The organism is Massilia cavernae, assembly GCF_003590855.1.
Classification (GTDB): domain Bacteria; phylum Pseudomonadota; class Gammaproteobacteria; order Burkholderiales; family Burkholderiaceae_D; genus Telluria_A; species Telluria_A cavernae.
On record NZ_QYUP01000110.1, the window covers coordinates 1 to 13,037 of the forward strand.

Below are 13,037 nucleotides of genomic sequence, written 5' to 3' on the forward strand. Positions count from 1 at the left end.
TCATGGGCCGGCTGGGCGGCGAGGAATTTGCGCTGGCGCTGCCCGGCACCGACCTGGGCGGCGCGCTGCAGGTGGCCGAGCGGCTGCGCGGCGCGGTGGAAGCCGCGGTGCTGCCGCGCACCGGCCATGCACTGACCGTGAGCATCGGCGTGGCTCTGATCGATCCACGCGAGCACATCAACGCGGCCCTGGCGCGCGCCGACCACGCGCTGTACCAAGCCAAGAGCGGCGGCCGCAACCGGGTGGAATGCGGCGAGCCGATGCTGCGTTTTGCCTGAGCCGGGATGGAGGATTACGCCCTCGTTTAGATGCTGTTTTTCATGTTTTTCAGAAAAACCCTTGCGCATATTTGAAGGAATGCGCTATGATTCGGCCTCTTCAGACGCGATGACAAGCGTCGGATGCAAGAAGTCTCTGAGTTAAGCGGATATGGGTGCTTAGCTCAGTTGGTAGAGCGGCGCCCTTACAAGGCGTAGGTCGGGAGTTCGACCCTCTCAGCACCCACCAAGACTCAGGGACCTGCATCATGATCAGCAATACCGATCAGAGTAAACGGAGTGGTAGTTCAGTTGGTTAGAATACCGGCCTGTCACGCCGGGGGTCGCGGGTTCGAGCCCCGTCCGCTCCGCCAGCATCAGTGAAAAAGGGCCCGACTTGTCGGGCCCTTTTTCTATTCTGCATCCATTTCCGCATTCTGTTGCACATCCTTCCAAGCCGGGCTTTAGTTCTCTGCCGTTGAGACACGACGTCGTCAACTCGGCACAATTCCGCGTGTGTTCGTTTCCAATTGTCAAATCCGGGCTCATGCATATAGCATCAATCCGGTGTCCAATTCTGGCCACATTCTCGCCAATCCTCACGTTGTCGGCAGTCATTTCTGTCCAAATCTTAACAAATCAAATCCCAAATTTCAAAATAAAAACAATCAAAAAATCGGCAATAACTTAGGAATTCCGAATATCGTTTGATATTTCTCAAGCCATCGACTTGTGTGTTGTGAATACGCCGCAAACGATTGAATTTTTGAATCTTGCAATCTGTTTAAGCGTAATCTGCAAAACCTGCCGAGAAAAGGTGGGACTGCGTGACAATTGCGCAGAAGAAAAGGGGAGTAGCGACCCGGGGTTTCCGGGCGGTACTTCCATCATAAAATTCTTACGGAAAATAGAGGATTGACATGAAGCTGAAGCATTCGACGTACCCAGCCCTGCTGGGAGTTTTTGCAGCTGCCGTAGCCATCGGTGGCCCAGTAAGCGCTGTCGCAGCCGTTCCTGAGTTCCAGGCCGCGCCAAGCGTGCTGGACCAGACCGACCGCTTGATCGTGAAGTACAAGGATTCCCAGGCTGCCGGCAAAGGCGCAGCGAAAATCGCCAACTTTGGCCAGGCCGCAAGGCGATCGTTGACCGCGCCGGCCAGCAGTTCGGCCTGACCGTGGCACTGTCCCACTCGAGTGCCACCGGCGCCCAGGTCATGAAGCTGAGCAAGCGCATGAAGCTGGCCGAGGTGCAGGAAGTGGCGCGCGAACTGATGGCGCGCGACCCTGACGTCGAGTACGCCGAGCCAGACCGCATGATGCAGAAGATGTTCACCCCGAACGATCCGATGTACACCCAGCAGTGGCACTACTTCGAAACGACTGGCGGCCTGCGCCTGACCACCGCGTGGGACAAGGCAACCGGCACCGGCGTCAACGTCGCCGTGATCGACACCGGCTACCGTCCGCACACTGACATGTCCGGCAAGTACGTCGGCGGCTACGACTTCATCTCCGATACCTTCGTGTCGAACGACGGCAACGGCCGCGATTCCGACGCCAGCGATCCGGGCGACCGCGTCGTTGCCGGCGAGTGCGGCGGCGGCCAGCCGACCCAGACCCAGAACTCCAGCTGGCACGGCACCCACGTGGCGGGCACCATCGCCGCGGCGACCAACAATAGCGTCGGCGTCGCCGGCGTGGCTTACAACGCCAAGGTCGTTCCGGTGCGCGTACTGGGCAAGTGCGGCGGCTACACTTCCGACATCGCCGACGCAATCATCTGGGCATCGGGCGGTACCGTTTCCGGCGTGCCGGCCAACACCAACGTCGCCAAGGTCATCAACATGTCCCTGGGCGGCGGCGGCGCTTGCGACACCACCACGCAAAACGCGATCAACAGCGCCCGTTCGCGCGGCACGGTTGTGATCGTTGCGGCAGGTAACGAAAACCAAAACGCAAGCAACTCCAACCCGGCAAACTGCGCAGGCGTTGTGACCGTTGCAGCGACCAACCGTGCCGGCGGCCGCGCATTCTATTCGAACTACGGCAGTGTGGTCGATGTCGCGGCGCCAGGCGGCGAAACCACCGTCAGCACCAACGGCATCCTGTCGACCCTGAACGCCGGCACCGGCGCACCGGGCGCTGACAACTACGTGTTCTACCAGGGCACCTCGATGGCAACCCCGCACGTCGCAGGCGTTGCAGCACTGATGCTGTCGAAGAACGCAGCCCTGACTCCGGACGAGATCGAAAGCCGCCTGAAGTCCTCGTCGCGCGCCTTCCCTGCGACCTGCTCGCAGTGCGGCAGCGGTCTCGTCGATGCCAACGCGGCAGTTGATGCGGCAACCGCTATCCCAGGCCCGACCATCAGCGAAACCGAGTCGAACAATACCCTCGCTACCGCTAACACCGTCACCACCACCGGCACCACGGTCAACGCCAACATGGGGTCCACCTCCGACACTGACTACTTCGTAGTCCAGCTGCCAGCAGGCAAAACCCTGACCTCGACCCTGACCCCAGGCGCCGGCAAGGACTACGACCTGTACGTGTACAACAGCGCAGGCACCCTGCTGGGCTCGAGCGAGAACGGCACCGGCGTGGTTGACACCGTCACGCTGACCAATACCGGCGGCACCACGGCTGCTCGTTACATCCGCGTTGTTTACTACAGCGGCGGTACGGGCGCGACCAACGGCACCTACACTCTGAAAGAAACCTGGTAATCTACAGGCAATAACAGGCTGTACGTAATGCAAGGGAGGGGCGGGAGGCTTTGGCTTCCCGCCCCCCTTTCCTTCGTTTACTTGCAACGAAACCCGTTTCGGTGAATACTGTACATAATTACAGTAGTTGCCCGATTCGATGGGGCATATCGCCGAGTGAACGCCCCTGTCCGAAAAATCATCCATTGCGATTGCGATTGTTTCTACGCATCGGTCGAGATGCGCGACGATCCGGCCCTGCGCGACGTTCCGCTGGCGGTCGGCGGCAGGCCCGACCAGCGCGGCGTGGTCGCCACCTGCAATTACGAAGCCCGCCGCTACGGCATCCATTCCGCGATGGCGACGGCGCAGGCGCTGAAGTTGTGCCCAAGCCTGGTGGTGATCCCGCCGGCGATGGACAAGTACCGCACCGCGTCGCGCCAGATCCTGGCCATCTACAACGATTACACTGACCTGGTTGAGCCGCTGTCGCTCGACGAAGCCTACCTGGATGTCTCCGAGTCGCCGCACTGCAAGGGCAGCGCCACCCTGATCGCGCAGGAAATCCGAAAGCGCATTTTCGAGACCGTGGGCATCACCGTCTCGGCCGGCGTGGCGCCAAACAAGTTCGTGGCCAAGATCGCCAGCGACTGGAACAAGCCGGACGGCCTGTTCCTGGTGCGTCCGCACGAGGTCGACGCCTTCGTGGCGGCGCTGCCCGTGAAAAAGCTGTACGGCGTCGGCAAGGTGACGGCGGCCAAGCTGAACAAACTGGGCGCCGAAACCTGCGGCGACCTGCGCAGCTGGCCGCTCGAAAAGCTCGAGATGCACTTCGGCCGCTTCGGTTCGCGGCTGTATGAGCTGTGCCGCGGCGACGACAAGCGCGAAGTATCGAACTCGCGCGAGCGCAAATCGGTCAGCGTCGAGGAAACCTACACCCCCGACGTGCCAGGCCTGGCGGCCTGCATCGCGCTGCTGCCGGAGTTGTACGAACGGCTGCAGGTGCGCATCAAGCGCAGCGGTTCCGGGGCGCTGGCGCTGAAGCCCTTTGCCAAGATCAAGTTCGCCGACTTCCAGCAAACCACGGTGGAACTGGCCGGCGCGGCGCCTACGCTGGCCAGCTTCGAAAAGCTGATCGATACCGCCTGGCAGCGCCGCAGGCAGCCGGTTCGCCTGCTGGGACTGGGCGTGCGCCTGGGCGAAGCGGAGCAGCTCGAACAACTCAGTTTGTTCGACGAAGACGACGCAATTATTTAGAAGAGACTCTGCACAACATCCCGACTTGCTGGCCGGGACGAGCGTGTAGAATACCGTTCCCCTGCACTACTGACAGAAACAAGGCAAAGCACATGTGGTTCAAGAATCTACAGATTTACCGCCTGCCCGCACCATGGGCCTACACTCCTGAGCAACTCGAAGAGGCGCTGGCGCCGCTGCGTTTCGCCCCTGCGTCGAGCAACGAACTGCTGCGCCAGGGCTGGGATTCCCCGCGCGGCAATGGCAATCTTGTCCATACGGTCAACAAGCAGATGCTGATCCTGCTGGGCACCGAGAAAAAACTGCTGCCAGGTTCCGTCATCAACCAGGTAGCCAAGGCCAAGGCGGCCGAGCTGGAAGAAGCGCAAGGTTTCGCTCCCGGCAAGAAAGCGATGAAAGAACTGAAGGAACGCGTGGCCGACGAACTGCTGCCGCGCGCGTTTTCGATCCGCAGCAATGTGTGGACCTGGATCGACCCGGTCAATGGTTGGCTGGTGGTCGATGCGGCCAGCCCGTCGAAGGCTGACGACGTGATCAAGCTGCTGCTGAAGGCGGTCGACCGCATGCCGCTGGAAAGCCTGCGCGTGCAGCGTTCGCCGGTGGCGGTGATGACCGCATGGCTGGAAATGGATGAAGCGCCGGCCGGCTTCACCGTCGACCAGGATACCGAACTGCGCGCAACCGGCGAGAGCAAGGCTGCGGTGCGTTATGTTAAGCACACGCTGGAAGCGGACGACATCCGCCGCCACATCGCGGCGGGCAAGCAGTGCACGCGTTTGGCGATGACGTGGAACGACAAGATCAGTTTTGTCCTGACCGAGTCGCTGGCGGTGAAGGGCATCAAGCCGCTGGACGTCATCAAGGAAAACGAGACCAGCACGCGCAATGACGAAGAGCGCTTCGACAACGACATGATGCTGATGACGGGCGAGCTGTCGAAGATGATGGACGATATCGTCGAGGCCTTGGGCGGGGAAGCGACGGCATAACGCCGGCGCTAGTTCGGCGGATGCGGGCGACGCCCGCATCCGCCGATTTGATTTTTACAACGGCTGGAAAACCCCAGCCGCGCGGTTCTTGGTCACGTTATTCCACGCGAAGACCTGCCCGTTCATCGCCACATACACCCCCGCCGGCAATACCTGCGCCACCCCGGTCGCAAACCCCAAATTGAACAGCGCATCCGAGTTCGCAATCTCGTAAGGGATCATCGCGCCGGTCAGCACGATCGCCTGCGGCAGCCCCGCCGTCCCCAGCACCTCCGCCGTCTCCTTCATCGTATCCGTGCCATGCACGATCACGACCGCCTTCTCGGCCGCCGCGCGGCACGAGGCCAGCACGCGCTGGCGGTCTTCATCCTTCATGTCGAGCGAATCGAGCAGCGGCAGCACTTCCAGCTCCACCGGAATCGTCATGCGGGTGCGCGCGATGACCTGCGGCAGGTGGCTGTCCGAGAAGCCGAGGATGCCGGTCAGTTCGTTGTAGTGTTTATCGAAGGTTCCGCCGGTGGCGATGATGCGCAGGCTCATGGTGTGTGATGGTATGGTTGCAGAAAAAGTGGCTTATGATAGCCTGTACCACACCTGCTGTCGAAATGCGCAAGAAGGATGTATCCGGTTGTGACCGGTCTGGAATCCGTGGCGCCGCCTCAGTAGACTCACCTTTTTTGCCCGGCTTACCAGATGAAAGCGCTTGCACCAGGTACTGTTATTTTCCACCGCCACCGGGGCTACGGCGTCATCACGCACGTCAACCTGCTCACCGGCTGGATCTCGGCGCGCTTCGGTTCCGAATCGCGCACACTTGACCTGAATCTCTCCACCGATGAAGTGCAGTTCGCCGACGGCGAGGCCATCCTGTTCCGCCGCGCGCCGCCGGAGCGCATGCCGCACGCGCGCCTGATGGCGATGGTGCGCTCGCTGCACGCGGCCGGCTACGAAAAGCTGTACCTCTATTCCTGGCCCAAGCCGTCCGGCCTGCACTGGCGCTGGCACCTGTTCACCGGCCAGCGCAACTGGATGCAGCGGCCGTGGCGCGAGGGCTGGTACGGTTCGGGCGCCGACTACAACGTCAATCCCGTGATGGGCTGGGGCGATTCGCCGGGAGCCACCACCGAGGAGCTGGTGCACGCGCTGGCCAAATTCGATCCGCAAGGACTGGCGCGCGCGCTGGGCCGCGACGAGGACCACACCGCGTGGTTCGCCGACGTGTGCGACGCCCTCCTGCCCGGCTACATGTACAGCCTCGACATGGAAAAACCCGCGGCAAGCGGATTGCGCGACATGCCGCCGGTGCCGGTCATTCCGGTGCGCGCCGGCCTGCCGGCCTACGACGGCCCCGATATCGGCTGGCCGCCCGGCTGGGCAGGGTTATGGACGCGCGCGCACGTGATGCCGGCGCCGAAAATCCGCCTCGCACCGCAAGAGGAAGAAGAGCGCTAGCGCGCCAGCGCTTCCGGGTTCAGGATGTTCTGCGGCTCGCCCCTGGCGAAGCTGGCGATGTTCTCGAACGCCGCGCCGAAGTACATTTCGTAGCTGTCCTTTTCGACGTAGCCGATGTGCGGCGTCGCCAGCACGGTGGGAATGCGCAGCAGAGGCGCGCCGGCCTCCAGCGGTTCGCTGGTGAACACGTCGAGGGCCGCGTAGCCGGGATGGCCCTTCGCCAGCGCGGCTTCCAGCGCGCCGTCTTCCACCAGTTCCGCGCGGCTCGTATTCACGAATAATGCGGTGCTCGTCATGCGCGCGAAATCGTCGGCGGTGACGATACCGCGTGTCGCGTCATTCAGCCGCAGGTGCACGCTCAGCACGTCGGCCTGGGCGAAAAATTCCTCGCGCGATGGCGCCATCTCGAAGCCGTCGGCCACCGCCGCCGCGCGGCTCGCCTCGCGTCCCCACACCAGCACGCGCATGCCGAAGGCCTTGCCGTAGCCGGCCACCATGCGGCCGATTTTTCCATATCCCCAGATGCCCAGCGTGCGGCCTTTCAGCACCGTGCCCAGCCCGTTCAGCACCGGGTTCACCGACGCGGTCTGCCACAGGCCGTCCTTCAGGTTGGCCGCATAGGGCACGATCTTGCGCGTGGCCGCCATGATCAGTGCCCAGGTCAGTTCGGCCGGCGCCACCGGCGAACCAGCGCCTTCGGCGATCGCGATGCCGTGCCCGGTCGCGGCCTCGACGTCGATGTGCCCGCTGACCTTCCCGGTTTGCGAAATCAGCTTCAGGTTCGGCAGGCGCGACAGCAAGGCGCGCGAAAAAGCCGTGCGCTCGCGCACCAGCACCAGGGCGTCGAAGGGCGCCAGCCGGATCGCCAGCTGGCCCACGCCGCGACTCGAATTGGTGAAGATCCGGACGTCGTGTCCATCCAACAATTTGAAGCAGTCGAGGTGACGGACACTGTCCTGATAATCGTCGAGAATCGCTATTTTCATGGGAGTTGGCAGATGTTTAACAAAGCTTCGTAAGTAAATAACAGGATTCAGAATAATCGAAATAGCCTACTACAACAGTCAACAATTATTCCTACATTTTTGACGGTTTGGCATGTTAATGGAGTAAGGGCGGGTGTACAATCGTCCCCCTAATTTCGGGTTTTGGCAGCGGCCTCGGGCCCCCAAATTCCTCGCAGCACCAGTCCACCAACCTTCGCTTCATAGCGAAATAGTTGTCGACAAGACCGCCGTTTTCGCCGGACCCCCTCCAAGAGTCTCGTGCGCAAGCTCTTCAGCTGACGACGATCCTGCCGTGACAGGACACGAGAAGAATTCTTTATTGGCATTGGAGGTACTATGAATCAGCCCGTCATGGGTGGCGTTGCAGCACTGAACGTCCCAGCTTACATCAAGCACCAGAAACTCATCAATTGGGTGGCCGAGATCGCCGCGCTGGCGAAACCTGACAGCATCTACTGGTGCGACGGCTCGGAGGAAGAGTACGACCGCCTGTGCCAGCTGATGGTCGACGCCGGCACGATGAAAAAGCTGAACCCGGCGAAGCGTCCGAATTCCTACCTGGCATGCTCCGACCCGTCGGACGTGGCGCGCGTCGAAGACCGCACCTACATCTGCTCGGCAACGAAGGAACAGGCAGGCCCGACCAACAACTGGATGGACCCGGCCGAAATGCGCCGCACCCTGCACGGCCTGTTCGACGGCTGCATGGCCGGCCGCACGCTGTACGTGGTGCCTTTCTCGATGGGCCCGCTGGGTTCGCCGATCGCCCACATCGGCGTCGAGCTGTCCGATTCGCCTTACGTGGCGGTCAACATGCGCATCATGACCCGCATGGGCAAGGCCGTATATGACGTGCTGGGCACCGACGGCGAGTTCGTGCCGTGCGTGCACACGGTCGGCGCGCCGCTGCGTCCGGGCCAGAAGGACGTGGCATGGCCGTGCAACGCAACCAAGTACATCGTGCACTACCCTGAGACCCGCGAAATCTGGTCCTACGGCTCCGGCTACGGCGGCAACGCGCTGCTGGGCAAGAAGTGCTTCGCGCTGCGCATCGCCTCCAACATGGGCAACCAGGAAGCGAAGCAGGACGGCACCGGCTGGCTGGCCGAACACATGCTGATCCTCGGCGTTGAATCGCCAGAAGGCAAGAAGCACTACGTCGCGGCGGCCTTCCCTTCGGCCTGCGGCAAGACCAACTTCGCGATGTTGATCCCGCCGGCGAGCTTCAACGGCTGGAAAGTCACCACCATCGGCGACGACATCGCCTGGATCAAGCCGGGCGCCGACGGCCGCCTGTACGCGATCAACCCGGAAGCGGGCTACTTCGGCGTGGCGCCGGGCACCAACACCAGGACCAACTCCAACTGCATGGCCTCCCTGGGCGAGAACACCATCTTCACCAACGTCGCGCTGACCGACGACGGCGACGTATGGTGGGAAGGCATGACCAAGGAAGTGCCTGCGCACCTGGTCGACTGGCAGGGCAAGGACTGGACGCCGGCGTCCGGCACCAAGGCCGCGCACCCGAACGCGCGCTTCACCGTGGCTGCGACGCAGAACCCGGTGATCGATGCGGCGTGGGACGATCCTGCGGGCGTGCCGATTTCGGCGTTCATCTTCGGCGGACGCCGTTCGACCACCGTGCCTTTGGTGACGGAAGCGCGCAACTGGGTTGAAGGCGTGTACATGGCTGCGACCATGGGTTCCGAGACCACCGCTGCCGCTGCGGGCCAGATGGGCATTGTGCGCCGCGACCCGTTCGCGATGCTGCCTTTCATCGGCTACAACATGGGCGACTACTTCAAGCACTGGCTGCGGCTGGGCGAAAAGGTCGCTGCGAAGAACGCGGCTGCGCTGCCGAAGATCTTCTGCGTCAACTGGTTCCGCACCGACGACGAGGGCAAGTTCGTATGGCCTGGCTTCGGCGACAACATGCGCGTGCTGAAGTGGATGCTGGAGCGTACCGAAGGCAATGCACAGGGCACCGAAAACATGTTCGGCACCACGCCGCGCTTCGAGGATTTGAACTGGGACGGCATCAGCTTCACCCAAGGACAGTTCGACACGATCACCTCGATCGACAAGGACGCGTGGAAGGAAGAGCTGAAGCTGCACGAGGAGCTGTTCCAGAAGCTGGAAGGCCATGTACCGCAGGAGCTGGTGCAGGTGAAGGCCGATCTGGAAAAGCGCCTGTCCGTATAAGTTTCTGAGGCGGGGAGTAAAAAGGGACGGCGTGTGCCGTCCCTTTTTACTATTTGGAGCCAATTCGGCGGATGCGCCTTCGGCTTATCCGCCCTACATGTTAAATGATGACGCGTAGGGCGGATAAGCCCATCGGGCGCATCCGCCATGCCGGCAAATCCTACAACTTCAACAACGGCACCAGATATCTGCCCGTCACGCTATTCGGATTCACCCCCACCTCCTCCGGCGTCCCGGTCGCGATAATCTGCCCGCCACCCGCGCCGCCTTCCGGCCCCAAATCCACAACCCAGTCCGCCGTCTTGATCACATCGAGATTGTGTTCGATGATCACCAGGGTATTGCCCTGGTCGCGCAGGCGGTGGATCACCTTCAGCAGCAAATCGATATCCTGGAAATGCAAGCCAGTGGTCGGCTCGTCCAGGATATACAGCGTGCGGCCCGTATCCCGTTTGGACAGCTCCAGCGACAGTTTCACGCGCTGCGCCTCGCCGCCCGACAGCGTGGTCGCGCTCTGTCCCAGCTTGATGTAGCCAAGGCCCACGTCCAGCAGCGTCTGCAGCTTGCGCGCAATGACCGGCACCGGCTTGAAGAACTCGTGCGCGTCTTCCACTGTCATGTCCAGCACCTGGTTGATGCTCTTGCCCTTGTAGTGCACTTCCAGCGTCTCGCGGTTGTAGCGCTTGCCGTGGCAGACGTCGCACGGCACGTACACGTCCGGCAGGAAGTGCATCTCCACCTTGATCACGCCGTCGCCCTGGCAGGCTTCGCAGCGGCCGCCCTTGACGTTGAACGAGAAGCGCCCGGCGCTGTAGCCGCGCTCCTTCGCCATCGGCACCGTCGAGAACAGGTCGCGGATCGGCGTGAACAGGCCGGTGTACGTTGCCGGATTCGAACGCGGCGTGCGCCCGATCGGCGCCTGGTCGACCGCGATCACCTTGTCGAAGTGCTCAAGCCCGCTGATCGAATCGTGCGGCGCAGGTTCGGTCTGCGAACCGTACAGGTGACGCGACAGCGCAGGGTACAGCGTGTCGTTCACCAGCGTCGACTTGCCCGAACCGGACACGCCGGTCACGCAGGTGAGCAGGCCGACCGGCAGCTTCAGCGATACCTTCTTCAGGTTGTTGCCGGTGGCGCCGGAGATCACCAGCTGGCGGTCCGGATTGGAGGCGTGCCGCTTCTTCGGCACCGCGATCTTCAGCGTGCCGTTCAGGTACTTCGCGGTCAGCGAGTTCTTGTTCTTCAAGATCTCCTTGACCGTGCCTTCGGCGGTCACCTGGCCGCCGTGTACGCCCGCGCCCGGGCCCATGTCGATCACGTAGTCGGCGGTGCGGATCGCGTCTTCGTCGTGCTCCACCACCAGCACGCTGTTGCCGATGTCGCGCAGGTGCTTGAGGGTCTCGATCAGGCGGTCGTTGTCGCGCTGGTGCAGGCCGATCGACGGCTCGTCCAGCACGTACATCACACCGGTCAGGCCGGAGCCGATCTGCGACGCCAGCCGGATGCGCTGGGCTTCGCCGCCCGAGAGGGTGTCGGCGCTGCGGTCGAGCGACAGGTAATCGAGGCCGACGTTATTCAGGAAGGTCAGGCGCGACACGATCTCCTTGATCACGCGGTCGGCGATCTCCTTCTTGGCGCCCTTGAGCACCAGCTTCTCGAAGAAGTCGAGGCAGTCGCGCAGCGGCTTGTTGGCCACTTCGTAGATCGCGCGCTGCTGCTTGCCGGTGCCGATCATGACGTGACGCGCTTCGGTGCGCAGGCGCGCGCCGGCACACGACGGGCACTGCTTCTCGTTGATGAACTTCGCCAGTTCTTCCTTGACCGCCATCGAATCGGTTTCGCGGTAGCGGCGCTGCAGGTTGGTGACCACGCCTTCGAAGGTGTGCTCGCGGATCACGGTGCGGCCACGCTCGTTCACGTAGGTGAACGGGATCGACGTTTTGCCGGAGCCGTACAGCACGGCCTTTTGCGACGCTTCCGGCAACTGCTCGAACGGCGCGTCGATGTCGAACTCGTAGTACGCGGCCAGGTTCGACAGCATCTGGAAGTAGAACTGGTTGCGGCGGTCCCATCCCTTGACTGCGCCCGATGCGAGCGACAGGTTGGGGAAGGCGACGATGCGCTTGGGATCGAAGAACTCGATATGGCCCAGGCCATCGCATTCCTGGCAGGCGCCCATCGGATTATTGAAGGAGAACAGGCGCGGCTCGAGTTCCTGCAGCGAGTAGCCGCATTCGGTACACGCGAACTTGTTCGAATAAACGTGTTCGGCGCCGCCGCCGTCCGCGGCCCGGTCCATTTCAGCCACCACGGCGCGGCCGTCGGCCAGGCGCAGCGCGGTTTCGAAGCTTTCGGCCACCCGCTGCTTGATCTCCGGGTTGACCTTGACGCGGTCGATCACCACGTCGATGGTGTGCTTCTCGGTTTTCTTCAGCTTGGGCAGTTCGTCGATATCGTAGATCTTCGCCGCGTGGGTGCCGCTCTGGACGCGGAAGCGCACGAAACCCTGCGCCTGCATCGCCTCGAACAGGTCGGAGTGCTCGCCCTTGCGGTTGGCGACGACCGGCGCCAGGATCATCAGCTTGGTGTCAAGAGGCATGGCCAGCACCGCGTCGACCATCTGCGACACGGTCGCCGCGGCCAGCGCGTTGTCCGGGTGGTTGATGCAGTAGGGCGTGCCGACGCGCGCGTACAGCAGGCGCAGGTAGTCGTGGATTTCGGTGACGGTGCCGACGGTCGAACGCGGGTTGTGCGATGTGGCCTTCTGCTCGATCGAGATGGCCGGCGACAGCCCTTCGATCAGGTCGACGTCGGGCTTTTCCATCAGCTGCAGGAACTGGCGCGCATACGCGGACAGCGATTCGACGTAGCGGCGCTGGCCTTCGGCATACAAGGTGTCGAACGCGAGCGAGGACTTGCCTGAGCCTGACAAGCCGGTGATGACGATCAGTTTGTTGCGGGGAAGGTCAAGATTGATGTTCTTGAGGTTGTGCGTACGTGCGCCGCGGATGCGGATTTGTTCCATTTATTTTTTGCCTTTGAGGGTCAACCACACACTATAGCCTTGATTCGATTCAAACGCGCCTGGCTACTACGGCTGGCTGTGTCCGTATGCGGCAAAAGAGCGTGTTGATAACGCTCAGGGAATCGTAGGCGGGATACTGTATAT

General features: G+C 62.3%; 10 protein-coding genes and 2 tRNA genes. 9 read left to right on the forward strand and 3 right to left on the reverse strand.

From position 1 onward, the window contains the following. From D3872_RS11270 to D3872_RS11300, 7 genes are all read left to right on the forward strand, one after another. A partial coding sequence (locus D3872_RS11270) for a GGDEF domain-containing protein (RefSeq protein ID WP_147373861.1) occupies nt 1-278 on the forward strand: 278 nt, incomplete at its 5' end. A 153-nt stretch (nt 279-431) separates the two neighbouring features. Then, nucleotides 432-507, forward strand: a tRNA-Val gene (locus D3872_RS11275). 47 nt (nt 508-554) lie between these two features. Next, nucleotides 555-631: transfer RNA gene (locus D3872_RS11280), tRNA-Asp, on the forward strand. Nucleotides 632-1,177: 546 nt separating this feature from the next. Beyond that, nucleotides 1,178-1,429: a hypothetical protein gene (locus tag D3872_RS26445; RefSeq protein WP_119810859.1), complete on the forward strand. Its 252-nt coding sequence runs from the start codon at nt 1,178-1,180 to the stop codon at nt 1,427-1,429. Between the two features lie 2 nt (nt 1,430-1,431). After that, nucleotides 1,432-2,982 (forward strand): S8 family peptidase, encoded by a 1,551-nt coding sequence (locus D3872_RS11290; RefSeq protein WP_229459275.1) that lies wholly within the window; start codon nt 1,432-1,434, stop codon nt 2,980-2,982. 156 nt (nt 2,983-3,138) lie between these two features. Continuing rightward, the gene (gene dinB / locus D3872_RS11295; protein ID WP_119810861.1) at nt 3,139-4,218 is read left to right on the forward strand and encodes a DNA polymerase IV; all 1,080 of its coding nucleotides are present in this window, start codon (nt 3,139-3,141) and stop codon (nt 4,216-4,218) included. A gap of 92 nt (nt 4,219-4,310) precedes the next feature. Further along, complete coding sequence (locus tag D3872_RS11300; protein ID WP_119810862.1) at nt 4,311-5,207, forward strand: recombination-associated protein RdgC; 897 nt, start codon at nt 4,311-4,313, stop codon at nt 5,205-5,207. A gap of 54 nt (nt 5,208-5,261) precedes the next feature. Here D3872_RS11300 and D3872_RS11305 read toward each other — a convergent pair whose 3' ends face one another. Continuing rightward, nucleotides 5,262-5,747, reverse strand: coding sequence for an asparaginase domain-containing protein (locus D3872_RS11305; protein ID WP_119810863.1), 486 nt, complete (start codon nt 5,745-5,747; stop codon nt 5,262-5,264). A gap of 153 nt (nt 5,748-5,900) precedes the next feature. Here D3872_RS11305 and D3872_RS11310 point away from each other — a divergent pair, with 153 nt between their 5' ends. Continuing rightward, nucleotides 5,901-6,659, forward strand: a complete 759-nt coding sequence (locus D3872_RS11310; RefSeq protein WP_119810864.1) for an L-asparaginase — start codon at nt 5,901-5,903, stop codon at nt 6,657-6,659. Here the strand turns inward: D3872_RS11310 and D3872_RS11315 are convergent. Further along, entirely contained in the window at nt 6,656-7,645 is a 990-nt protein-coding gene (locus tag D3872_RS11315; RefSeq protein ID WP_119810865.1) for a D-2-hydroxyacid dehydrogenase family protein, read from the reverse strand. The genes D3872_RS11310 and D3872_RS11315 overlap by 4 nt on opposite strands. A 357-nt stretch (nt 7,646-8,002) precedes the next feature. On the opposite strand from D3872_RS11315, the gene D3872_RS11320 reads away from it, so the two are divergent. After that, a complete protein-coding gene (locus tag D3872_RS11320; protein ID WP_119810866.1) occupies nt 8,003-9,868 on the forward strand; it encodes a phosphoenolpyruvate carboxykinase (GTP) in 1,866 nt (621 codons plus the stop codon). A gap of 160 nt (nt 9,869-10,028) precedes the next feature. Here the strand turns inward: D3872_RS11320 and uvrA are convergent, their stop codons facing one another. After that, the gene (gene uvrA, locus D3872_RS11325; RefSeq protein ID WP_119810867.1) at nt 10,029-12,893 is read right to left on the reverse strand and encodes an excinuclease ABC subunit UvrA; all 2,865 of its coding nucleotides are present in this window, start codon (nt 12,891-12,893) and stop codon (nt 10,029-10,031) included. Nucleotides 12,894-13,037: the final 144 nt, after the last annotated feature.

Coding starts and splice junctions, on each gene's coding strand:
- D3872_RS26445 (WP_119810859.1), top strand. CDS start 1,178: ATGAAGCTGAAGCATTCGACGTACCCAGCCCTGCTGGGAGTTTTTGCA.
- D3872_RS11300 (WP_119810862.1), top strand. CDS start 4,311: ATGTGGTTCAAGAATCTACAGATTTACCGCCTGCCCGCACCATGGGCC.
- D3872_RS11305 (WP_119810863.1), bottom strand. CDS start 5,747: ATGAGCCTGCGCATCATCGCCACCGGCGGAACCTTCGATAAACACTAC.
- D3872_RS11310 (WP_119810864.1), top strand. CDS start 5,901: ATGAAAGCGCTTGCACCAGGTACTGTTATTTTCCACCGCCACCGGGGC.
- D3872_RS11315 (WP_119810865.1), bottom strand. CDS start 7,645: ATGAAAATAGCGATTCTCGACGATTATCAGGACAGTGTCCGTCACCTC.
- D3872_RS11320 (WP_119810866.1), top strand. CDS start 8,003: ATGAATCAGCCCGTCATGGGTGGCGTTGCAGCACTGAACGTCCCAGCT.
- uvrA (WP_119810867.1), bottom strand. CDS start 12,893: ATGGAACAAATCCGCATCCGCGGCGCACGTACGCACAACCTCAAGAAC.